This is a genomic window from Heyndrickxia sporothermodurans, assembly GCF_003055045.1.
GTDB classification, from domain to species: Bacteria; Bacillota; Bacilli; order Bacillales; family Bacillaceae_C; genus Heyndrickxia; species Heyndrickxia sporothermodurans.
On record NZ_NAZB01000038.1, the window covers coordinates 16,930 to 39,670 of the forward strand.

At 37.6% G+C, this 22,741-nt stretch carries 21 protein-coding genes; 16 read left to right on the plus strand and 5 right to left on the minus strand.

The window, feature by feature from the left end:
• Positions 1 to 8 precede the first annotated feature (8 nt).
• Positions 9 to 350 (minus strand): YgaP family membrane protein, encoded by a 342-nt coding sequence (locus tag B5V89_RS15075; protein WP_066227687.1) that lies wholly within the window; start codon positions 348 to 350, stop codon positions 9 to 11.
• A 117-nt stretch (positions 351 to 467) separates the two neighbouring features.
• Here B5V89_RS15075 and B5V89_RS15080 point away from each other — a divergent pair, with 117 nt between their 5' ends.
• From B5V89_RS15080 to B5V89_RS15090, 3 genes are read left to right on the plus strand one after another with little or no spacing between them, the layout of a single operon-like run.
• Entirely contained in the window at positions 468 to 2,210 is a 1,743-nt protein-coding gene (locus B5V89_RS15080; RefSeq protein WP_108072754.1) for an adenine deaminase C-terminal domain-containing protein, read from the plus strand.
• A gap of 49 nt (positions 2,211 to 2,259) precedes the next feature.
• Positions 2,260 to 3,294 carry a DUF3048 domain-containing protein gene (locus B5V89_RS15085; RefSeq protein WP_108072755.1) on the plus strand — a complete coding sequence of 345 codons (1,035 nt, stop codon included), beginning with the start codon at positions 2,260 to 2,262 and terminating at the stop codon, positions 3,292 to 3,294.
• Between the two features lie 23 nt (positions 3,295 to 3,317).
• Positions 3,318 to 3,632, plus strand: a complete 315-nt coding sequence (locus B5V89_RS15090) for a YerC/YecD family TrpR-related protein (protein ID WP_066227696.1) — start codon at positions 3,318 to 3,320, stop codon at positions 3,630 to 3,632.
• A gap of 93 nt (positions 3,633 to 3,725) precedes the next feature.
• Here the strand turns inward: B5V89_RS15090 and B5V89_RS20155 are convergent, their stop codons facing one another.
• Both B5V89_RS20155 and B5V89_RS15095 read right to left on the minus strand, forming a co-directional pair.
• Entirely contained in the window at positions 3,726 to 3,887 is a 162-nt protein-coding gene (locus B5V89_RS20155; RefSeq protein WP_181294688.1) for a hypothetical protein, read from the minus strand.
• A gap of 10 nt (positions 3,888 to 3,897) precedes the next feature.
• Entirely contained in the window at positions 3,898 to 5,163 is a 1,266-nt protein-coding gene (locus B5V89_RS15095; protein WP_108072757.1) for a helix-turn-helix domain-containing protein, read from the minus strand.
• A gap of 670 nt (positions 5,164 to 5,833) precedes the next feature.
• Here B5V89_RS15095 and pcrB point away from each other — a divergent pair.
• From pcrB to B5V89_RS15160, 13 genes are all read left to right on the plus strand, one after another.
• A complete protein-coding gene (gene pcrB / locus B5V89_RS15100) occupies positions 5,834 to 6,520 on the plus strand; it encodes a heptaprenylglyceryl phosphate synthase (protein WP_108072758.1) in 687 nt (228 codons plus the stop codon).
• A 68-nt stretch (positions 6,521 to 6,588) separates the two neighbouring features.
• A complete protein-coding gene (gene pcrA, locus B5V89_RS15105; RefSeq protein WP_108072759.1) occupies positions 6,589 to 8,799 on the plus strand; it encodes a DNA helicase PcrA in 2,211 nt (736 codons plus the stop codon).
• Positions 8,800 to 8,917: 118 nt separating this feature from the next.
• Positions 8,918 to 10,924 (plus strand): NAD-dependent DNA ligase LigA, encoded by a 2,007-nt coding sequence (gene ligA, locus B5V89_RS15110; protein ID WP_108072760.1) that lies wholly within the window; start codon positions 8,918 to 8,920, stop codon positions 10,922 to 10,924.
• A 99-nt stretch (positions 10,925 to 11,023) separates the two neighbouring features.
• Positions 11,024 to 12,187, plus strand: a complete 1,164-nt coding sequence (locus B5V89_RS15115; RefSeq protein WP_108072762.1) for a CamS family sex pheromone protein — start codon at positions 11,024 to 11,026, stop codon at positions 12,185 to 12,187.
• 283 nt (positions 12,188 to 12,470) lie between these two features.
• Positions 12,471 to 14,054, plus strand: a complete 1,584-nt coding sequence (gene aceB / locus B5V89_RS15120; protein WP_108072763.1) for a malate synthase A — start codon at positions 12,471 to 12,473, stop codon at positions 14,052 to 14,054.
• Between the two features lie 24 nt (positions 14,055 to 14,078).
• Entirely contained in the window at positions 14,079 to 15,362 is a 1,284-nt protein-coding gene (gene aceA, locus B5V89_RS15125) for an isocitrate lyase (RefSeq protein WP_066227719.1), read from the plus strand.
• A gap of 164 nt (positions 15,363 to 15,526) precedes the next feature.
• A complete protein-coding gene (gene gatC, locus B5V89_RS15130; RefSeq protein WP_108072765.1) occupies positions 15,527 to 15,817 on the plus strand; it encodes an Asp-tRNA(Asn)/Glu-tRNA(Gln) amidotransferase subunit GatC in 291 nt (96 codons plus the stop codon).
• Between the two features lie 11 nt (positions 15,818 to 15,828).
• Positions 15,829 to 17,286, plus strand: coding sequence for an Asp-tRNA(Asn)/Glu-tRNA(Gln) amidotransferase subunit GatA (gene gatA / locus B5V89_RS15135; RefSeq protein WP_108072766.1), 1,458 nt, complete (start codon positions 15,829 to 15,831; stop codon positions 17,284 to 17,286).
• Positions 17,287 to 17,298: 12 nt separating this feature from the next.
• Complete coding sequence (gene gatB, locus B5V89_RS15140; protein WP_107920180.1) at positions 17,299 to 18,729, plus strand: Asp-tRNA(Asn)/Glu-tRNA(Gln) amidotransferase subunit GatB; 1,431 nt, start codon at positions 17,299 to 17,301, stop codon at positions 18,727 to 18,729.
• A 99-nt stretch (positions 18,730 to 18,828) separates the two neighbouring features.
• Positions 18,829 to 19,026, plus strand: a complete 198-nt coding sequence (locus tag B5V89_RS15145; RefSeq protein WP_107920181.1) for a hypothetical protein — start codon at positions 18,829 to 18,831, stop codon at positions 19,024 to 19,026.
• A 72-nt stretch (positions 19,027 to 19,098) separates the two neighbouring features.
• Positions 19,099 to 19,659, plus strand: coding sequence for a thioredoxin family protein (locus tag B5V89_RS15150; RefSeq protein WP_108072768.1), 561 nt, complete (start codon positions 19,099 to 19,101; stop codon positions 19,657 to 19,659).
• Between the two features lie 350 nt (positions 19,660 to 20,009).
• Positions 20,010 to 20,948 carry a ring-cleaving dioxygenase gene (locus B5V89_RS15155; protein WP_107920183.1) on the plus strand — a complete coding sequence of 313 codons (939 nt, stop codon included), beginning with the start codon at positions 20,010 to 20,012 and terminating at the stop codon, positions 20,946 to 20,948.
• A gap of 3 nt (positions 20,949 to 20,951) precedes the next feature.
• The gene (locus B5V89_RS15160) at positions 20,952 to 21,560 is read left to right on the plus strand and encodes an alpha/beta hydrolase (RefSeq protein ID WP_108072770.1); all 609 of its coding nucleotides are present in this window, start codon (positions 20,952 to 20,954) and stop codon (positions 21,558 to 21,560) included.
• A 32-nt stretch (positions 21,561 to 21,592) separates the two neighbouring features.
• Here B5V89_RS15160 and B5V89_RS15165 read toward each other — a convergent pair whose 3' ends face one another.
• Together B5V89_RS15165 and B5V89_RS15170 are read right to left on the minus strand one after the other, a co-directional pair.
• Positions 21,593 to 22,159: a GNAT family N-acetyltransferase gene (locus B5V89_RS15165; RefSeq protein ID WP_107920184.1), complete on the minus strand. Its 567-nt coding sequence runs from the start codon at positions 22,157 to 22,159 to the stop codon at positions 21,593 to 21,595.
• A gap of 114 nt (positions 22,160 to 22,273) precedes the next feature.
• A complete protein-coding gene (locus tag B5V89_RS15170; protein ID WP_066227752.1) occupies positions 22,274 to 22,741 on the minus strand; it encodes an S-ribosylhomocysteine lyase in 468 nt (155 codons plus the stop codon).

A 22,741-nucleotide genomic window follows, 5' to 3' on the forward strand; every position in this document is an offset into this window, starting at 1 on the left:
CCTGTTAATTAATCTTCTAATTGATCTTGGAACTTTTTCATCTCACCCATCAAATCAATCTCATTTCCACCGCTTTGAGTAGATTGCTGTTGATGTTGACCTTCGTTGCTATTACTACTAGAAGTTGTTTGTTGAGGTTTTGCCCATGGGCAGTTTTTTAGTAGCTCTGTCACGGGACAAAATCTAACAATGCCTTCAGCAACTTTCATTGCACTTAACAGCATCACTAATACATATGAATTACATCGAGGTCTTTTGGATAACTTCGCAGTAGACCAAGCAAGAAAGGTCAACCCGCAGGTGATTCGAATCATTGCATTAACGATTCCGATGTTTTTGTTCACTTTCATCTCATTCCCACCCATTCACAAAATTTTTACAATTTATTTCAAAACTTTAATGCGTTAAAAGGTAAAATATGATACGATTGTAAATAAAAAGAGAAAACTCCCTAGGGAGGGATGTTCATGTTAGATCAACGATACCGATGGAAAAATAAGCAAATCCGTGATCATGTAGCAGTTGTCAGCGGTAAAAAATCCCCGACATTACTTTTGAAAAATGCACGGTATTTACACTCAATGTTTCGTAAATGGATGAATGGTCATATTTGGATATATGAGGATCGGATTGTGTATACCGGGGACGAGCTTCCTGAAAATACGACTAACTGTGAAGTAATTGATTGTTCAGGTCTCACACTTGTTCCGGGATATATTGAACCGCATGTTCACCCATTTCAGTTATATAATCCCCAATCATTCGCGCGATATGCATCACAATCGGGGACAACAACAATTATTAATGATAATTTAGTGCTTGCTTTACAATTAGGAAAAAAGAAAGCGTTTTCTCTAATTAGGGAACTAAGACATTCACCAGTAACAATGTATTGGTGGAGCCGATTTGATTCACAAACAGAGCTAAGGGAAGAAGAGACCATTTTCTCACATGGTGAGGTGAAATCGTGGCTTGAGCATGATGCGGTTTTACAAGGAGGAGAATTGACAGGATGGCCTAAGCTGCTTGACGGAGATGATTTAATACTTCACTGGATGCAGGAAGCGAAGCGAATGAGAAAGAAAATTGAAGGCCATTTTCCGGGTGCATCAGAGAAAACACTCGCAAAAATGATGCTATTTGGAGCTGATTGTGATCATGAAGCAATGACTGGTGAGGAAGTATACAAACGTCTAATGCAAGGCTATATGGTTTCACTTCGACACTCCTCGATCCGACCAGATCTTCCTGTGCTTTTGGAAGATATGAAGAGATTAGGGATCGATCAATATGAATCGATGTTTTTCAATACAGATGGTTCGACGCCAGCCTTTTACGAAAATGGAATTATCGATCGTTTGATTCGAATGGCCATTGAACATGGGGTACCTGTTATAGATGCATATCATATGGCTTCATTTAATGTGGCGAAATATTATAATATTGAACACCTCCACGGATTAATTGCAACCGGCCGTGTTGCCAGCATTAATTTCCTTGAGGATGAACACAATCCGACACCAATTTCCGTACTTTCTAAAGGGAAATGGCTAAAAAAAGATGGAACAGCAATAATAGAGGATAAGGATATTGTGTGGGAAGAGTATGGATTTGCTCCACTACAATTCGATTGGGAACTTGATCACGATGATTTACAATTTTCGATGCCATTTGGGATTGAAATGATTAATGATGTAATTACTAAGCCATATTCCGTTACTTTTGATATTGCAACGGATGAATTAACGACTGACCATGATGAAAGCTTTCTAATTTTGATTGGACGGGATGGATCGTGGAGAATTAATACAATGGTGAAAGGTTTTTCAAATAGCTTAATGGGCTTTGCATCCTCGTTTTCAAGTACCGGAGATATTATTTTAATTGGTAAAAATAAAAATGATATGGTTTGTGCATTTAATCGGATGAAAGAACTTGGCGGGGGGATTGTGATGACTGAAAAAGGAAAAGTCATTCACGAAATTCCATTAAATCTTTCCGGATTTATGTCAAATAAGCCAATGGATATATTAATTAAAGAAGAGAAGAGGCTTAAAGAGCTTTTAATTGAAAGAGGCTATCCGCATAATGATCCGATCTATTCGTTACTATTCTTCTCAGCGACGCATTTACCATATATCCGTATTACGCAAAGAGGAATATTTGATGTAATGAATAAAACGGTACTTTTTCCAACGATTATGAGGTAAAATTACATGTGGTAAAACGGCTTAACTAAAGGGGATGCATGAATTATATATGATCAAGAAAACTTTTTTACTTGCGATAGTACTTGTTTGTGTATTATCGGCTTGTAGTCATAAAAGGGAAACAGAAAAAAATGAAGCCGCTAAATCTCCTGAAAGAGGGGAAGTTTCAGGAAATAAAAAGCCAAACGTGAAATTCACTTTTCCATTAACAGGTTTAGAAGCTAATGAAAAACCAAGAACCCGTGCCGTTTCCGTGATGATCAACAATCACCCAAAAGCACGTCCGCAATCGGGTTTAACTGAAGCTGATATTGTTTACGAAATATTAGCTGAAGGTGATATTACAAGATTTTTAGCGATCTTTCAAAGCGAACAACCAAATAGAATTGGTCCAGTTCGTAGTTCAAGGGATTACTTTATCGAGTTAGCAAAAGGATATAATAGCTTTTATATTGCCCATGGCTATAGCCCTGAGGCTAAAAAAATGCTCGAGAGTGGATATATTGATAATATAAATGGTATCCAGTATGATGGTACTCTATTTAAGCGATCAAGTGATAGGCAAGCACCCCATAATTCCTATATTACGTATGAAAATATACGTAAAGGTGCAACAATGAAAAATTTCAATATGGATACACCACCGAAAGCTTTAAGTTTCGCTTCTGAAACGGAATTAAAGCAAATTACAGGACAAAAAGTAAAACATATACTCATTCGCTATTCAACTAATTCTATATTTAATGCTGAATATAAATATGATGAAAAATTGCAGAAATTTAAACGATTCTCAGGTAATGAGCAAACTATTGATTTGGAAACGAAGAAACCTGTTTTGCTGGATAATTTATTGGTTGTTGAAATGCAACACAAAATTATCGATGATTACGGACGTCGCAGTATTGATTTAACTTCTGGAGGAAAAGCTTATTTTATCCAAAAGGGGACATACCGTGAAGTAGAGTGGCGCAATGTAGAAGGGAAGATAATTCCTTACGAAAACGGGATTCCAGCTAAATTTGTACCGGGGAAAACATGGATCAACATCGTACCAAATTTAAAAGATGTGTCATTTTCAGAGTAATGGGTTAAAGAGGAGAGGATAAAATGCAAATAGATAAATTACGTGGGAAAGCATTGGATCAATTATTTGAATCCATACTTTCGCTAAGAGATAAAGAAGAATGTTATCGATTCTTTGATGACCTATGCACGATAAACGAAATCCAATCACTGGCACAGCGTTTAGAAGTAGCCAGAATGCTACGTGAAAAGAAAACCTATCACATCATTGAATCCGAAACAGGCGCCAGCACAGCCACAATATCACGTGTGAAACGATGCTTGAACTACGGAAACGACTCTTATGAGATGGTATTGGAACGGATTAAAGGGTCAGATCGGGAAGAAGCAGAGGAATAAAATTGGAATAAGGGCATGCTATTGCATGCTTTTTTGTTTGGAAAGGGGAAATAAAAAAAGAAGTAATTGGGATTACTTCTTTTTTAGTAACTCTTATGCGGCTTTTGGAACTTTAATAGAGAGTATGCTAGGTTCTCTTTCTCCGCCACCTGCAGCAATATTTTTTACATGAGAATTACTTTGATTATTATTTACAATAACTCCCCCGACAAGTAATAAAAACCCTGCGGATAATGATAAAATTAATTTTTTCATTATATTCCTCCTAAATTTGAACAATTTGTTTATAGGAAAAGTTAACCAGTTTATAATAGGTTGATGCACTTTTATACTTATGGATACTTTCAAAATGATTTCCAAGCATTTCTGCAAAACCTGCTAATTTTGCATAATTTTTTTGCTCTTTTAAATAAGGAATAAATTCATTAATCATAAGATTTTCAAATTTTTCATGTTCTTTCTCAATTAAATATAAATGGCTAAGTATTTCGTAATAAAAAGAAAGATACCTATTTTTATTTTCAGCATTTATTAAATTTAAACCTTGATTGATTCTTTTTTTTGTTTCCTGTATATCATTATTAATATATGATTCACCTATAATAGATGTTAAAGCTGCAAGGCGGTCAATTAATGGTGCATCTTTTTCATTTACAATAATATCAAGATGTTTAATTGCTTGATTATAATCTCCTTTTGTAAAGTAAAGATAACCCATATTTAAATGAGTAAGATGTACTAACCTTTTGTTATCTGTACTCTCCGCAAGCTGCTTAGCTAATTGATAATTTTTTTCGGCCTTCTGATGATTATTGATCCGTCTATAACAAATTCCTAAAACTATGTGGCACTCAGCACATCTCGAAAAATTATAAACTTGACGATAGTATTCTAATGCCCTATTAGCGTAACTTTGTGCTTCGGATGTTAACCGATGTTTACTGTATGTAACAGCAAGTGAATAGAGAATATCTGCTATTTCATCTTCTGGGAGGTCGAGATGCGGGATAAAATCCTCTGAAAGTACGTACTTTTGAAGGGCCTCATTCTCTTCCTCAACAATCGAATAGTAATTCCCATTAAACTTATACCAATAATACTTCTGCAAATTATTAAATGTACCGCTTACATCTTTTAAATTATTAATTTGTTCTAATGCTTTCGTTGTTTCGCCAATTTTTAAATAGTATCTGATCATGTGAATCTTGATTAATAACTGTAATTCGGAATCGTGTATCGTTTTAGATACTTCATTGATTTCTTTGTATTTCTGTTTAATTTCTTCGATGTTTGAAGAAGTTAGCAAGAGGTGAAACCATTCATTGCATATTACTTTTGTACTGTCATCAATCTGATTGTTGATTTGAATGCCTAGTTTGCGACAGAGAAGCTTTATGACTTCTTCATTAGGTTCAATTTTCCCATTTTCAATTTTTGAAAGATAGGAAATTGAGATAATTCCATCGGCTAGTTCCTCTTGTGTTAAATTTTGATTTATTCTATTTAACTTGATAATGGCACCGATATTCATAGTAATCACCTAAACCTGCATATTTACCTTATTATATATTAAAAATTATGTGAAGTGGTAATAATAAGATAATTTTTTTGAGATTACTATAAATCTAGTAGAAAAGATAGATGAGAATAGATGTATTACTTATTATATTTAGAATATCTCGAAAATATCCCAAAAACAATAAGAAAATAAAAGAAAGGGCTTTTGGTCTATGCCAAAAGCCTTTGTTTTATTATGCTTTTTGCAATTCGTTAGTTTTCTTTTCGCTCAATAATCGATCAATCTTGAATATCAATGTGTCGATTTCCCTTTTAGTAATTTTCGCTGGTTTCTTTTCTTTTATCATTTTTTCATCCTCCTAACAAATTTTATTGCTTGGTGGAAAAGTTCTTATCCTTATAATACCATACTTTCTAGGACATTTAACTTGGGAAAATAACACGAAATTATTGTGATAAATCACCATTAAATTTTCAAATTTTCCTAGCTTGAACTAATAATTATACAAATTCATACATTTACATGTAAATAATAGGACTTTTGCCTTTAATCAGTCTCTGTTGGGTAGTTCTAATTATATCGTTTCAAATAATTACCTTCTAATATCATTGGAAACTCTTTTTAGCTTGTTCAATCAAATGCTATAATGATGAAGGAATATAGAATGGAGGATTTTTTACGGATGTATGACGTTCGCGAGTGGCGCCACGCCTTTAAATTAGATCCTAATAAGGATATATCAGATGCAGATTTAGAAAAAATATGTGAATCAGGAACAAGTGCGATCATTATTGGTGGTTCAGACGGAGTCACATTGGAAAATGTTCTAAATTTAATGTCTCGAGTAAGAAGATATACGGTACCATGTGTGCTGGAAGTGTCTACTATTGAATCTATCACACCGGGTTTTGATTTATATTTTATCCCAACAGTACTTAACACGACAGATGCTAAGTGGATTAAGGGGATTCATCATGAAGCGGTAAAAGAATATGGGGTTTTAATGAATTGGGAGGAGCTTCTCGTAGAAGGCTACTGCATTTTAAATAATGATTGCAAGGCAGCGAAGTTAACAGGAGCTAATACTGATTTGAATGAAGAGGATGTTGTCGCCTATGCAATGATGGCCGAACATTTATTTAAAATGCCTATTTTCTATTTAGAATACAGCGGAAAATATGGAGATATCGATCTAGTAAAAGCTGCAAAAGCACAGTTAAATCAAACGAAATTGTTTTATGGCGGGGGAATTTCTTCTGCGGCTCAAGCGAAGGAGATGGGTCAATTTGCCGATGTAATTGTTGTTGGCAATGCCTTGTATGAAAATTTCGAGGAAGCACTGAAAACAGTCAAAGCTGTAATGGATTAAGGTAATAGACATAGTGTAAAATAAACATATATAATAGGAACAAATGTTCTGAATGGTGGTGTAAAATAATGCAATTTTTAACGGATCGACTTTTAAATGGGCTAAATCCCGAGCAACAAGAGGCTGTAAAAACAACGGACGGTCCACTTTTGTTAATGGCCGGTGCCGGAAGTGGAAAAACCCGGGTTCTTACCCATCGTGTTGCCTATTTAATGGTGGAAAAAGGCGTCAATCCTTATAATATTTTAGCGATTACCTTCACAAATAAGGCAGCGAAAGAAATGAAGGAACGGATTGGAAGTATTATGGGTGGGGCTGCAGAAGATGTATGGATTTCCACTTTTCACTCAATGTGTGTTCGTATTTTAAGACGTGATATTGATCGAATCGGGTTTAATCGTAATTTTACGATTTTGGACCCTACAGACCAACAATCAGTGGTAAAAGGAATCTTGAAAGATAAAAATATTGATCCGAAGAAATTTGATGCCAGGTCTATTCTCGGAACAATCAGCAGCGCCAAAAATGAATTAGTTGACCCAGAAGAGTATTCCAAACTTGTAGGGGGTTATTACGAACAAGTTGTCAGTGATGTGTATGAGGAATACCAAAAGCGGCTTCGCAAAAATCAAGCACTGGATTTTGATGATTTAATCATGAAAACTATTCAATTATTTCAGCGTGTTCCAGAAGTATTAGAATACTATCAACGGAAATTTCAATACATTCATGTGGATGAGTATCAGGATACGAACCGCGCCCAATACATGCTTGTGAAAATGCTTGCGTCAAGATTTCAAAATCTTTGTGTTGTCGGTGATTCGGACCAATCGATATACCGTTGGCGTGGTGCAGATATTGCCAACATCTTATCGTTTGAAAAAGATTATCCCCGTGCAAAGGTCATCTTATTAGAACAAAATTACCGTTCGACGAAACGGATTCTGCAGGCTGCTAATGAAGTGATTAAAAATAATGCAAATCGCAAACCGAAAAATTTATGGACGGAAAACGAAGATGGACCAAAAATCGTTTATTATCGTGCAGATAGTGAACAAACGGAAGCACAGTTTGTTGCAGGAAAAATTAAAGAATTAACTAATTCCGGCAAGCGGAAACTTTCCGACATCGCCATCCTTTATCGAACAAATGCACAATCACGTGTAATAGAGGAAGTCCTCTTAAAATCAAATATAGAATATAACATCGTCGGTGGAATCAAATTCTATGACCGTAAAGAAATTAAGGATATTTTGGCTTACTTACGGTTAATTGCAAATCCGAATGATGACATCAGTCTACAACGGGTAATAAATGTACCTAAACGAGGGATCGGTGCAACTTCATTTGATAAAATAGCCAGATATGCAGCCGATCATGACATTTCCATTATGGATGCGTTAAAGGAAATCGATTTTATCGGAGTAAGTCCGAAAATCGCCAACGCTGCCAATGGATTTTACGAGTTGATTAAAGGGTATACTGCAATGCAGGAATACCTCTCTGTCACAGAATTAGTTGAAGAAGTGTTAGAGAAGTCGGGTTATCGCGAAATGCTAAAAGCGGAAAAAACGATTGAATCACAAAGCAGGCTTGAAAATATCGATGAATTTTTATCCGTAACAAAGAATTTTGAAGAAGCTAATGATGATAAAAGCCTAGTGGCATTTTTAACAGATCTCGCCCTTGTTGCAGATATTGATCGACTAGACGAGGAAGAAACGAAAAATGAAACATGTGTATTAATGACATTGCACTCTGCCAAGGGATTAGAGTTTCCTGTCGTATTCCTAATTGGACTTGAAGAAGGTGTCTTTCCACATAGCCGTTCTCTTATGGAAGAAGCTGAGATGGAAGAAGAGCGTCGGCTCGCTTACGTTGGGATTACGCGTGCAGAGGAAGAACTATACTTGACAAATGCCGGTATGCGTACATTATTTGGACGGACGAATATGAATCCCGTTTCACGATTTATTAGTGAAATTCCTGAGGATATATTGGAACCTGTTCAAAAAGAAGCGAGACAAATTAATAAGCCATTCGGTTCCGCGCGTAAGCCTGCTATGAATCGTCCTGTGATGAGACCTGTATCAGCTAGTACGGGCGGCAATGAAGTTTCTTGGACAGTTGGCGATAAAGCGGAACATAAAAAATGGGGAATTGGTACAGTTGTTAGTGTAAAAGGGGAAGGAAAAAGCGTGGAACTGGACATTGCGTTCCCAAGCCCAGTTGGAATTAAACGCTTGTTAGCGGAATTTGCACCAATAACAAAAGTATAATACAACTAATGATAGTTGAAATTTGAATAGAAGTTGATGAATCGCGGAAATCGGCAATTTTGCCGATTTCTCCAACCTTGGGCCCAACCTCCAACTTCTATATGGAAGGGTTGTTGTTATGGAAAAAAAGGATGCTGAAAAACGAATAAAGGAACTTCATAATCTGCTGAACCAATATAATTACGAATATCATGTATTGGATCAACCATCGGTTCCCGATGCTGAATATGATCAGTTAATGAGAGAGCTTACTAACATTGAAGAGCAATTTCCAGAATTGATTTCACCCGATTCGCCGACCCAGCGTGTCGGCGGAGAAATTCTCTCGGCATTTCAAAAAGTGGAACATCATATCCCGATGCTAAGCTTAGGAAATGCCTTTAATGAAAGTGATCTTCGTGATTTCGATCGTAAAGTAAAGCAAGTGGTTGGCGATGAGGTTGAATACGTTTGTGAATTAAAGATTGATGGATTAGCGATATCACTTCGTTATGAAAACGGACTTTTTATACAAGGTGCAACAAGAGGGAACGGAACGATTGGGGAAGATATTACCGCTAATTTAAAAACGATTCGATCGATCCCGCTTAGAATCAAGCAACCGATGTCAATCGAGGTACGCGGCGAAGCGTATATGCCGAAAAAATCATTTGAACAATTAAATAAAGTGAAAGAAGAAAATGGGGAAGAGCCTTTTGCTAATCCGCGAAATGCTGCAGCGGGGTCATTGCGCCAATTGGATCCACGGATTGCAGCTTCAAGAAACTTAGATATTTTCCTTTATGCGATTGGAGATTTTAGTGAAACAGGCGTCACTACACAGCATGATGGATTGAATTTTTTAACAACACTTGGCTTTAAAGTGAACAAGGAAAGAGAAAAATGTGCAAATATTGATGAGGTTCTCCAATATGTAGAAAAATGGGTAGCAAAGCGGGCAAACTTGCCATATGAAATTGATGGAATCGTCATTAAAGTAAATTCATTTGAGCAACAAAAAGCCCTTGGTTTTACAGCGAAAAGTCCAAGGTGGGCTATTGCTTACAAGTTTCCCGCAGAAGAAGTCGTGACAAAGCTTCGTGATATTGAATTAAGTGTTGGACGCACAGGAGTAATCACACCGACCGCGCTACTTGATCCGGTTCGCGTTGCAGGAACAAAGGTTCAAAGGGCATCTTTGCATAACGAAGATTTAATCCGCGAGAAGGATATCAAACTTGGTGATTATGTTGTCATTAAAAAGGCAGGAGATATCATTCCTGAAGTCGTCAATGTGTTAGTTGAAAGACGTACGGGTGAGGAGAAAGAATTTTTGATGCCAACACACTGTCCAGATTGCGAAAGTGAACTTGTTCGTTTAGAAGGGGAAGTGGCCCTGCGTTGCATTAATCCGAAATGTCCTGCCCAAATCCGTGAGGGATTGATTCATTTTGTCTCAAGAAACGCCATGAATATTGATGGTCTTGGTGAAAAAGTGATTAGTCAATTATTTGCGCATGAACTTATTCATGATGTGGCAGACATTTATCATTTACAACAGGAACAACTTTTAGCACTAGAACGGATGGGTGAAAAATCTGTTTCTAATCTGTTAGCAGCAATTGAAAGCTCCAAAACGAATTCATTAGAAAAGCTCCTTTTTGGTCTTGGAATTCGCCATGTTGGTGCAAAAGCAGCCAAAACATTAGCACAAAAATTTGGAACGATGGATGCCTTAGCTGCTGCCACAAAGGAAGAACTTACAGCCATCCAAGATATTGGCGAAAAAATGGCCGATTCTATCGTTACTTATTTTGAAAATGAAGAAGCCGGTGAGCTTATTCAAGAATTGAAGAATGCGGGTTTAAATATGGAATATAAAGGTCCTATGCCCGTTGAAACAGAATCGATTTCCTCCATCTTTGCAGGAAAAGTCGTCGTCTTAACCGGTAAATTGGAACAGCTTACGAGAAACGAAGCGAAAGAAAAACTTGAAGCTTTAGGTGCAAGTGTTACAGGAAGCGTGAGCAAAAAAACTGATTTGGTTATTGCGGGCGCGGATGCAGGCTCGAAATTGACGAAAGCAAACGAGCTTGGAATCGAAGTTTGGGACGAAGAAAAAATGCTGGAAGAATTTAATCGTTAAATGAAACTTTATCTTACTATATAAAGTCTATTAAAATGATTAGTATTAAAAGTCCAGCCGAAGTAGGAATAACGGACGAAATAAAGGTGGCAAATAAGCATGAAAAAGTGGTTGCCGGTGTTCGCTGCTGTTTTGCTTCTTATAACAGGATGCGCACCAAAATTTGAAACAGAAAATAAAGTCTTACAAAATAAAAATAATAAAAAGGAAACAGCGATTATTCCAAATTATCAAGTTTCTGATCAATATTATCGAACAATCATACCTTTCAAACCAAGTAAGGCAAGAGGAAGAATTGTCAATAATTTAAATACTCGTTATGATATCCAAGAGTTTGAAACGGGATTGATGCGAGTTGCACAAAAATCTTTTTCAACGGACACGTACTTATTTCAAGAAGGTCAATATTTAGATAAAGATACAATTGATGCGTGGTTAAATCGGAAATATACTAAAAGCCAGCTTAAAGAAAAGAAACTATCAGCAAGTGAAAATGTAGGCTTGAACCCGGTAATTAATGAAAAAGGTTCGATTGAAGAACAAAATAAGAAAAGCCCGATTTACCTTGCACATATTTTAGAACATGACTATTTAATTAAAACAAAAAAAGGGACAGGAAAATTAGGTGGAGTGGTCATTGGTCTCGCCTTGAATACAGTCCATTATTATCAAAAAGAACAATATGGTGCCGTGTACCAGCAAGATATTAAAAACACGGAAAGAGAAGGGAAAAAGATTGCTCAAGAAGTCATTAAACGTCTTCGGAACATGAATGGTTTAAAAGATGTTCCCATTACGATTGCCCTTTTCGAGCAAAAATCGAAAGACTCCGTCGTGCCGGGTAATTTTGTGTCCTATGCGGAAGTAGGAGCAGGAAGTTCCACTATTGATAACTGGAAAAAGATAAAGGAAAAATATTATTTATTCCCTGACGATACAACAACGAAAGCATATCGAGACGATGCAAACATGTTTGAAAAATTTAAACAAGATATTGAAGAATATTTTCCAAACTACAATGGGGTTATTGGTCGTGGATTGTATAAAGATAAGCAACTAAGCCAATTAAGTATTGAAATCCCAATTCAATTTTATGGTCAGGGCGAAGTCATTGGCTTTACACAATATATTACGGGTTTAGTTATCAATACATTCCCTGATTATATCTCACTTGAAGTAAGTGTCACCTCCGTAAACGGACCAAAGGCATTAATTGTCCGTAATCCTGGAGAAAAAGAACCCGAAGTGCATATTTATCAATAAAACAGACGGAATTTCCGTCTGTTTTTTTTGAGGCAATAGGGTGGATAAATTGGCTAACCTGGTCAAATAAAAACAAAACCAATCCCACAAGAAATTATGGTAGAAGCTTCAGAAGGAAAAAGATTACTTTTTCACGAGCAATGACTCGGAACTTTGCCGAATCGAATTTTGTCGATTGATTTCTGAATATTTTTCAAAATTTCTGTTGCACTTTTGCTGTTCTGTTATATAATACAATTATTAATATTAATCTGTAGTATAACAATATTGAGGAGGGAATCATTTGGGAACCCAAACAGCTGGAATTGAAGTGAAAGGAACTATGAAACCAGGGTATGAAGAAATAGTAACTCCAAAAGCATTGCAATTTATCGAGCAGCTAGAGAGACATTTTGGTACAAGACGAAGAGAACTTCTAGAAGAAAGAAATAAGCGACAGAAAGAGATCGATCAAGGAAAGTTACCTGGATTTTTGCCAGAAACGAAACATATTCGAATGGGAGATTGGACCATTGCTCCATTGCCGGGTGATTTGCAAGATCGACGAGTAGAAATCACAGGACCGGTTGATCGAAAAATGATTATTAATGCCTTGAATTCGGGTGCGAAAGTTTTTATGGCATGTTTAGAAGATGCGACATCTCCGACTTGGGATAACATCATGGAAGGGCAGATTAATTTAAGGGATGCTGTGAATCGAACCATTTCATTTGAAGGAACGAATGGAAAACAATATAAATTAAATGAAAATCCGGCTGTATTAATGGTCCGACCTCGAGGCTGGCATTTGGAAGAGAAGCATGTATTAATGGATGGTCAGCCGATTTCGGGAAGTTTATTTGATTTTGGATTGTACTTTTTTCATAATGCCGTTCGATTAGTACAGAGTGGAACAGGACCTTATTTTTATTTACCGAAACTTGAAAGTCATCAGGAGGCACGTTTATGGAATGACGTGTTCTTATTTGCACAAAAATATGTCGGTATTCCAAAAGGTACGATTAAAGCAACAGTGCTCATAGAAACGATCATGGCAGCATTTGAAATGGATGAAATCTTATTTGAACTGAAAGAACATTCTGCGGGTCTTAATTGTGGCAGATGGGATTATATTTTTAGCTATTTGAAAAAATTGAAAAACACCGAGGATGTGCTTTTACCTGATCGTTCTGCTGTCACGATGACAGTGCCATTTATGCGTTCGTACTCATTACTAACAATCAAAACATGTCATATGAGAAAAGCGCCGGCGATCGGGGGGATGGCTGCACAAATTCCTGTAAAGAATAATCCGGAAAAAAATGAGGCAGCTTTTGCTAAAGTACGTGCAGATAAGGAAAGGGAAGCAAGCGATGGTCATGATGGCACATGGGTCGCTCATCCCGGTCTTGTTCCTGTAGCACTGGAAGTATTCAATCGGGAAATGCAGACACCAAATCAGATTCATTCAAGCAAACAGCTAAATATCACGATAACTGAGTCTGATTTGTTAGAGGTTCCAAACGGCGTGATTACTGAAAAGGGCGTTCGCCAAAACATTAATGTCGGAATTCAATATATTGAGTCGTGGCTAAGTGGCAGGGGGGCTGCACCGATTGACAACTTAATGGAGGACGCAGCGACAGCAGAAATTTCACGTGCCCAACTTTGGCAATGGATCCGTCATCCGAAAGGAATTTTAGAGGACGGCAGAAAGGTAACTTTTGAACTATATGAGCAATTGAAAGAAGAAGAGCTCGAAAAAATTAAAAATGAACATGGTAGCAAACTTCAACGTTTGGAAGAAGCAATTAAACTTTTTGACCAACTCATTAAAGAGGATGAATTCATTGATTTTCTAACCATCCCTGGTTATGAAATTTTATAAATAATAGATTAGGAGGAATATAGAATGACAAACGAAAAGGTGTCAAGATTACAAGAATCATGGGAGCTTGATGAAAGATGGAAAGGAATTGAACGTACGTATTCGGCAGAGGACGTATTAAAGCTTCGTGGATCGATAGACATTGAACATACATTGGCACGACGTGGTGCCGAGAAGCTTTGGCATTTGCTTCACGAAGAGGATTATGTGAATGCGTTAGGAGCCTTAACAGGAAATCAAGCGGTTCAACAAGTAAAGGCGGGACTAAAAGCGATTTATTTAAGCGGCTGGCAAGTAGCAGCAGATGCGAATCTGTCGGGACATATGTATCCGGATCAAAGTTTATATCCTGCAAATAGTGTTCCACATGTAGTCAAACGAATTAATCAAGCATTGCAACGTGCCGATCAAATTCATCATGTGGAAGGGGATCATTCCATTGATTGGTTTGCCCCAATTGTCGCAGATGCCGAAGCAGGTTTTGGCGGACAATTGAATGTATTTGAACTGATGAAGGCAATGATTGAAGCGGGAGCGGCAGCGGTTCACTTTGAAGATCAATTATCATCTGAGAAAAAATGCGGTCACTTAGGTGGAAAAGTATTGTTGCCTACCCAGACAGCGGTGAAAAATTTAATTTCCGCTCGTCTTGCAGCAGATGTTATGGGTGTACCAACATTATTGATTGCGAGAACCGATGCAAATGCAGCTGATTTAATTACAAGTGATGTGGATCCTTACGATGCACCATTTATCATTGGTGACCGGACACCTGAAGGTTTCTATCGTACAAAGGCGGGACTGGATCAAGCGATCGCAAGAGGTTTAGCTTACGCACCTTATGCAGACCTCGTTTGGTGCGAAACGTCCGAACCTAACCTAGAAGAAGCAAAACGGTTTGCCGAAGCCATTCATGAGAAATTCCCTGGCAAACTGCTCGCCTACAACTGTTCACCCTCATTTAACTGGAAAAAGAAATTAGACGAAGCGACGATTGCTAAGTTCCAACAAGAGTTAGGGAAAATGGGCTATAAGTTCCAATTTGTGACGTTAGCAGGTTTCCATGCTTTAAATAACAGTATGTTTGAACTGGCAAAAGGCTATAAAGAAAGAGGCATGGCAGCTTACTCCGAATTGCAGGAGGCTGAATTTGCAAATGAAGTGTATGGCTACACAGCTACGAGACATCAGCGCGAAGTCGGAACAGGTTACTTTGATGAAGTTTCGATGATTATCACCGGCGGTACTTCCTCAACGACTGCGTTAAAGGGGTCGACTGAGGCGGAGCAATTTGTGGATACGAAATAATTATGTGAAAAATACCTTTCTCAACGATAAGGGAAAAAATGATTAAGTAAAAAAGTAATGGGGGCAGCCTTTAATAAGGTCTGTCCCCTTGCCTATATACAAGCCATTCTGATATTATCAATAATATTATTACTGTTTCAAACCCACTTTCGGAGGTGAAGGAAATGTCGAGAATTTCAAAAGAACAAGTCAACCATGTCGCTAATTTAGCGAGATTAGAATTTGATGAAGAACAAACGGAAAAATTCACGAAGCAATTAGATGATATTATCAATCTTGCAGAATTGTTAAATGAAGTGGATACAACAAATGTGGAGCCAACCTCTCACGTATTAGATATTCGCAATGTCCTTCGTGAGGATAAAGCGGAACCAGGATTGCCGCAAGAGGAAGTATTGAAGAATGCTCCAGATAAGAAAGATGGACAAATTCGCGTACCATCAATTATAGAGTAGGAGGGGTAGAGTTGGCTTTATTTGATCATAAAATCTCTGAGTTACATGAATTTTTACATAAAAAAGAGGTCAAGGTTACTGAGCTCGTTGAAGAATCTTACCAACGAATCCAAGAAGTTGAAAGCAAGGTCCAGGCTTTTCTTACACTAGATGAAGAAACAGCACGTGCTAAAGCTAAGCAATTGGATGAAGCACTTGGTTCGGATGAATCGAATCACCCACTTTTTGGAATGCCAATTGGAATCAAGGATAATATCGTTACAAAAGATCTTCGCACAACATGTGCCAGTAAAATCCTCGAAAATTTTGACCCAATTTATAATGCGACAGTTATGAATAAATTACATAATGCAGGCACAATTACAATTGGTAAATTAAATATGGATGAATTTGCAATGGGTTCATCAACGGAAAATTCAGGCTTTCAGAAAACGTTTAATCCGTGGAATGTAAATACGGTTCCAGGTGGGTCTTCAGGTGGATCAGCAGCAGCTGTTGCCGCAGGTGAAGTGCCATTTTCTCTTGGTTCTGATACCGGTGGATCGATTCGGCAACCAGCAGCCTTTTGTGGAGTCGTTGGCTTAAAGCCAACCTATGGACGCGTTTCCCGTTTTGGTCTAGTGGCCTTTGCATCCTCGCTCGATCAAATTGGTCCAATCACACGTAATGTAGAAGACAACGCCTATCTTCTTCAAGCGATTTCCGGAGTGGATCCACATGATTCTACTTCTGCAAATGTCGATGTGCCAAATTTTGTGCAAAGTTTAACAGGTGATATTAAAGGATTGAAAATCGCTGTCCCTAAAGAATATATGGGTGAAGGTGTGAACGAAGAGGTTCGCCAGTCCGTTTTAGATGCATTAAAAGTGCTAGAAAGTTTAGGGGCTACATGGGAAGAAGTCAGTCTGCCCCATTCAAAATATGGAACGGCTGCCTATTATCTTTTATCATCATCAGAAGCATCTTCAAATCTAGCTCGTTTCGATGGAGTCCGTTACGGCTATCGATCACCGAATGCGAAAAACTTGATTGATTTATATAAAAAGTCACGCTCTGAAGGCTTTGGTGAGGAAGTAAAACGTCGCATCATGCTTGGAACCTTTGCGCTAAGCTCAGGTTATTATGATGCATATTATAAAAAAGCACAGCAAGTTCGAACACTGATCAAAAATGATTTTGAAACTGTATTTGAAAAATATGATGTAATTATTGGACCAACAACACCAACTCCGGCATTTAAAATCGGCGAAAAGACATCGGATCCTTTGACAATGTACGCAAATGATTTATTAACGATTCCAGTTAACCTTGCAGGTGTCCCAGGAATCTCCGTTCCATGCGGATTTACAAACGGCTTGCCACTGGGATTGCAAATCATTGGAAAACATTTTGATGAAGCTACTGTCTACAAAGTAGCGCATGCCTTTGAGCAAGCAACGAACTTCCATAAAGAAAAACCACAGTTGTAAGGGGTGAAAAAAATGAACTATGAAACGGTTATCGGACTAGAAGTCCATGTCGAGTTAAAAACAGATTCTAAAATCTTTTCATCAGCACCAGCCCATTTCGGCGCCGAGCCAAATACGAATACAACGGTTGTTGATTTAGGATACCCAGGTGTGTTGCCTGTTTTGAATAAACGTGCAGTAGAGTTCGGAATGAAAGCGGCGATGGCACTGAACTGTCAAATCGCACCTGAAACAAAATTCGATCGCAAAAATTACTTTTATCCAGACAATCCGAAGGCCTATCAAATTTCTCAGTTTGATAAACCGATTGGTGAACACGGCTGGATCGAAATTGAGGTAAAAGGTGAAAAGAAAAAAATTGGAATCACTCGTCTTCATTTAGAAGAGGATGCAGGAAAATTAATGCATACAGGTGACGGCTACTCACTTGTCGATTTAAATCGTCAAGGAACACCGTTAATTGAAATTGTTTCGGAACCAGATATTCGTACACCAGATGAAGCATATGCTTATTTGGAAAAATTAAAATCGATTATCCAATACACAGGAGTTTCTGATTGTAAAATGGAAGAAGGCTCCTTGCGTTGTGATGCGAATATTTCAATTCGACCGGTAGGCCAAAAAGAATTTGGAACAAAGACGGAATTGAAAAACTTAAACTCTTTTAACTTTGTACGTAAAGGGCTAGAATATGAGGAAAAACGCCAAATCGAAGTTGTATCTGCAGGTGGTGTAATCGATCAAGAAACACGCCGTTTTGATGAGGCAACAGGTAAAACATTGTTGATGCGTGTAAAAGAAGGTTCAGATGATTATCGTTATTTCCCTGAACCGGACCTTGTTTCCATTTTTATCGATGAAGAGTGGAAAGAAAGAATCCGTGCCGAAATACCAGAATTGCCGGATGCGCGGAAAAAACGTTACATTGAAGAGCTTGGCCTGCCAGCATACGATGCGAACGTTTTAACCGTAACGAAGGAAATGGCTGATTTCTTCGAAGCAACAGTTGCGGCAGGAGGAGAGGCGAAACAAGCTTCTAACTGGATCATGGGTGAACTTTCTGCCTACTTGAATGCAGAGCAAAAAGAATTGCATGATATCCCATTAACTCCGGAAAGCCTTGCTAGCATGATCAAGCTCATTGAAAATGGAACGATTTCTTCCAAAATTGCCAAAACCGTCTTTAAGGAGCTCGTAGAAAATGGCGGCGATCCTGAAAAGATTGTAAAAGAAAAAGGCCTTGTGCAAATTTCCGATGAAGGTGCGTTGTTGAAAATTATCGATGAAGTATTAGCATCCAATCAACAATCCATTGATGATTTCAAAAACGGAAAAGCGAAAGCGGTTGGATTTTTAGTCGGGCAAATAATGAAAGCGACAAAAGGTCAAGCTAATCCGCCTTTAGTGAATAAGTTATTAGTTCAGGAATTAAATAAGCGCTAAAAAATATGGACAGAACATAGTTTCTGTCCTTTGTTTTAATTTCAGAAAGGTGGGTATATATTCCGTGGATAATTAAATTGTAAAGGGTGAAACCAAACAATGTGTGAAGCACACTTTGATATTAAAACAACATGTTCATATTGTTTGAAAAAGGCTGGAAAAGAAATTGATACTGTATATCCCGTTTATGACTGGGAAACCGATAAATTATTAGGTTATTTTTGCAAAGAGCATTATATAAAAGTAAAAAGCTTAAACATTATGCATAGCCAAACAAATGATGAGAAAATTGGATAGTTCGGAGTTCAAAAATGAAATATTGAATGGTTTATGATATTTTTAAATCAATAACGGATAGGAGTGATAAATATGCCAACATTAAACGAATGGTTTGAAAAAGGAATTCCAGTACAAGACTTTGTTGATTCGATGAACGTACATAAAGAAAGCCTGCAATCAATCTATAATCGTTTCCAAGTTTCAGAAGCTGATCAAGCATTTTTTGAGGAATTGAAAGCAAAAGAGCTTCGTGCTATTGTGATTACGGAAGATTGGTGCGGAGATGCAATGATGAACGAGCCAATCCTTATGAGAATAGCGGAGGCTTCTAATATCGAAATTCGCATGGTTTTACGTGATTCAAACCTTGAGTTAATGGATCAATATTTAACGAACGGAACAGCACGCTCCATACCGATTTTTATTTTTATCGATAAAAATGGAGAAGAAAAAGCCGTTTGGGGACCACGCGCACCAAAAGTACAAGAATTCGTAACGGAATTACGTTCTGTATTGCCGCCTAAAGAGGATGAACGTTTTGAGGCAGAACAAAAAGAAGTGTTCAAGAAAATCACTCAAGCGTTTACCGAAGATGAAAAGTTGTGGAATGAAGTTTATAGCAGCTTGAAAGAAACATTAGCAAAAGCGTAGGAAGAAGGAAAAGACGTGTGATCCGGTTACACGTCTTTTATTATAATAAGGATAGGAATGCGATAGATTTATGAAGTAGAAGGTCAAAAATGTATAAGGAAAGCGGCTTTATATAAAGATTTATGGAGTAGAAGGCCAAAAATGTAAAAGGAAAGCCGGCTTGTATATAGATTTTCTGTTTAGAAGGTCAAAAATGTAAAAGGAACCCCTGGCTGTATATAAATTTTTGAAGTATATGACCAAGAATCGATAACTTCATTTGACGAAGGGGAAAATTTTTTATATAATTATCTCGAATTCGAGATAATTTCGCATTGACATAAATTACTCTTTTGAAAGGAGATACACATATGAAAAGTGTAGGAATCCATCATATTACTGCGATTGTTGGTGATCCGCAAGAAAACGTCCATTTTTATTCCGATATATTAGGCCTTCGATTAGTAAAGAAAACGGTAAACTTCGATGATCCTGGCACGTATCATTTGTACTTTGGGGACAAAAACGGCACCCCAGGTACAATTATTACCTTTTTTCCTTGGGAAAATGCCTATCCAGGTAAAATTGGAGATGGGCAGGTTGGAGTCACATCCTACGCGGTTCCAACAGGTGCATTACCATTTTGGAAAAGGAGATTAAACGAACACAATATTGAATTTATGACCATTATACGTTTCGATGAAGAATCCATTCTTTTTAAAGATCCACATGGATTACTATTGGAAATCGTGGAAAGAGAAGAAGGCAACACAAGTGAATGGAGTGTTGGTCAAATCCATTCCGAAGTAGCAATCAAAGGTTTTGCCGGCGCAACACTATTTTCAAGCTCACCTAATCAAACAATGAGATTAATAGAAGAAAACCTAGGCTTGCAAAAGGTGGGGGAGGATGAAGAATATATCCGATTTAAATCCGAAGCAGATATTGGCAATATCATTGATGTAAAACGCACTCCTTATGGTAGCAGAGGGAAAATGGGGGTCGGAACGGTACACCATATTGCATGGCGAACGAAAGATGATGAGGAACAAATTCAATGGCAAACGTATTTAAATGAACTAGGATATCAAGTAACACCTGTTCAAGATCGTAATTACTTTAATTCCGTTTATTTTCGCGAAACAGGTGGAATCTTATTCGAGATTGCAACTGATCCACCAGGTTTTATGATTGACGAGCCAGTGGATAATCTAGGTGATAAATTAATGCTTCCTCCAAGATATGAAATGTATAGAGAACGGCTAGAAACGGTATTACCACCGATTACACCAAGTAAAAGGAGTGAATGAAACATGAAACATTATTTTCAAAAGGGAACCAACAGTTCGAAACCTGTATTATTGTTACTACATGGAACAGGTGGAAATGAACATTCATTATTACAGCTTGCCGAAATGATTGACCCAGAAGCACCCGTGTTAAGTGTAAGAGGGAATGTGCTTGAGCATGGAATGCCACGTTTTTTTAAACGATTAAGTGAAGGAGTATTTGATTTAGAGGATTTAGAATTTAGAACAAAGGAACTCTCTAACTTCCTTGATGAAGCGGCAAAGGAACATGACTTTGATCGTAAAAATATTGTTGCGGTTGGCTATTCAAATGGAGCAAATATCGCTGCAAGCTTGCTCTTTTATTTTGAAAAAGCGTTACAAGGTGCGATTCTATTCCATCCAATGGTGCCAAGAAGAGATTTAAACATTCCTTCTTTAAAAAATACACCAATTTTTATTGGGGCAGGCACAAATGATCCGTTAATTCGTACATCTGAAACTGAGGAATTAAAAACAATGCTTGAAGAAAAAGAAGCAAATGTCACCATGTTTTGGGACCACTATGGCCATCAACTAACAGAAGCAGAAGTGATGAACGCCGTGAAATGGTATCGCGAAAATTTCTCATAACAGTAATAGAAGCAGCTTACTTTAGGCTGCTTCTAACTTGTTAAAAATTCTTCTACTAATATCGAGTATACCTTCAAATCGCGGTGTTTCCCTTTTATAAACATCCCTTTTCTAGTCGTTCCTTCGTACGACATTCCGATCTTTTCCATTACTCGCTGTGAACCGATGTTTTCAGTGAAGCATCTTGCCTGAACACGAACTAGTTCCATTTTATTAAATCCAAATGCCAGTAACTCCTTGGCAGCTTCCGTTGTAATTCCTTTTCCCCAGTATTCTTGGTGAAGAACATAGCCGATTTCCGCACTATTGTGTCGGGGCTGCCACCCGATATATTCAATGGTTCCAATTAATTTGCCATTTTCTTTATATTCTATTCCCCATGGTGCGGCCTTTTTGTTTTTGTATTGTCCAAGAACAAAATCAATGAATTCCTTTGTATCTTCTAACGTACGATGCGTATCCCAAGACACGTATTTCGATACTTCATCATTGGACCCATAAGAAAACATATCCTCTACATCTTCTCCGGTTATTTTTCTTAGTATGAGGCGGTCAGTTTCCAAAGTAGGCAGATCGCCATAGATTTTCTCAATATCCATAAAAGCACCCCAATGTTATTTTCTCTATTATATATGAAAATTTGAAAATATAAACCAATTTTAAACAAAACAAAAGCTGCCTTTCTATTGAAAAGCAGCCTGTTTGTACGATTATTAATCTGCGAATATCTCTTTCCATTCGTCTTTCTTCGCAAGTAATTCGCGAGCAAGCTCTTGGGCGCCTTCAAGGCTATGACTTGCAGCCCAGCCACATTGAATTTCATTACAAGCTGGAACTTCTTTTGCCTCTAATACGTCATTTAATGTTTTTTCTAACGCGTCAAGGATCCCATCATAATCATCATGGTTAAGGACGGCAAGGTAAAAGCCTGTTTGACAGCCCATAGGACTTAAATCTACTACATGATCGAGATGATTACGTACATTTTCAGCTAGTAAATGCTCTAGTGAATGAAGCGCAGGCATTTCCATATGCTCTTTATTTGGTTGCTTTAAACGGATATCGTATTTATGGATGACATCTCCATTTTGTCCATGAATCACTCCAGCTAAGCGGACATATGGTGCTTTTACTTTTGTATGATCAAGATTAAAGCTTTCTACATTCATTTTTTGTACCAT

What these genes read in the sequence shown, in the direction of transcription:
- B5V89_RS15085 (WP_108072755.1), top strand. Translation starts at nt 2,260, where the DNA reads ATGATCAAGAAAACTTTTTTACTTGCGATAGTACTTGTTTGTGTATTA.
- B5V89_RS15080 (WP_108072754.1), top strand. Translation starts at nt 468, where the DNA reads ATGTTAGATCAACGATACCGATGGAAAAATAAGCAAATCCGTGATCAT.
- pcrB (WP_108072758.1), top strand. Translation starts at nt 5,834, where the DNA reads ATGTATGACGTTCGCGAGTGGCGCCACGCCTTTAAATTAGATCCTAAT.
- gatB (WP_107920180.1), top strand. Translation starts at nt 17,299, where the DNA reads ATGAACTATGAAACGGTTATCGGACTAGAAGTCCATGTCGAGTTAAAA.
- B5V89_RS15155 (WP_107920183.1), top strand. Translation starts at nt 20,010, where the DNA reads ATGAAAAGTGTAGGAATCCATCATATTACTGCGATTGTTGGTGATCCG.
- B5V89_RS15145 (WP_107920181.1), top strand. Translation starts at nt 18,829, where the DNA reads ATGTGTGAAGCACACTTTGATATTAAAACAACATGTTCATATTGTTTG.
- B5V89_RS15115 (WP_108072762.1), top strand. Translation starts at nt 11,024, where the DNA reads ATGAAAAAGTGGTTGCCGGTGTTCGCTGCTGTTTTGCTTCTTATAACA.
- pcrA (WP_108072759.1), top strand. Translation starts at nt 6,589, where the DNA reads ATGCAATTTTTAACGGATCGACTTTTAAATGGGCTAAATCCCGAGCAA.
- gatC (WP_108072765.1), top strand. Translation starts at nt 15,527, where the DNA reads ATGTCGAGAATTTCAAAAGAACAAGTCAACCATGTCGCTAATTTAGCG.
- B5V89_RS15075 (WP_066227687.1), bottom strand. Translation starts at nt 350, where the DNA reads ATGAAAGTGAACAAAAACATCGGAATCGTTAATGCAATGATTCGAATC.
- B5V89_RS15165 (WP_107920184.1), bottom strand. Translation starts at nt 22,159, where the DNA reads ATGGATATTGAGAAAATCTATGGCGATCTGCCTACTTTGGAAACTGAC.
- B5V89_RS20155 (WP_181294688.1), bottom strand. Translation starts at nt 3,887, where the DNA reads ATGAAAAAATTAATTTTATCATTATCCGCAGGGTTTTTATTACTTGTC.
- B5V89_RS15170 (WP_066227752.1), bottom strand. Translation starts at nt 22,741, where the DNA reads ATGGTACAAAAAATGAATGTAGAAAGCTTTAATCTTGATCATACAAAA.
- ligA (WP_108072760.1), top strand. Translation starts at nt 8,918, where the DNA reads ATGGAAAAAAAGGATGCTGAAAAACGAATAAAGGAACTTCATAATCTG.
- B5V89_RS15090 (WP_066227696.1), top strand. Translation starts at nt 3,318, where the DNA reads ATGCAAATAGATAAATTACGTGGGAAAGCATTGGATCAATTATTTGAA.
- B5V89_RS15150 (WP_108072768.1), top strand. Translation starts at nt 19,099, where the DNA reads ATGCCAACATTAAACGAATGGTTTGAAAAAGGAATTCCAGTACAAGAC.
- B5V89_RS15095 (WP_108072757.1), bottom strand. Translation starts at nt 5,163, where the DNA reads ATGAATATCGGTGCCATTATCAAGTTAAATAGAATAAATCAAAATTTA.
- aceA (WP_066227719.1), top strand. Translation starts at nt 14,079, where the DNA reads ATGACAAACGAAAAGGTGTCAAGATTACAAGAATCATGGGAGCTTGAT.
- B5V89_RS15160 (WP_108072770.1), top strand. Translation starts at nt 20,952, where the DNA reads ATGAAACATTATTTTCAAAAGGGAACCAACAGTTCGAAACCTGTATTA.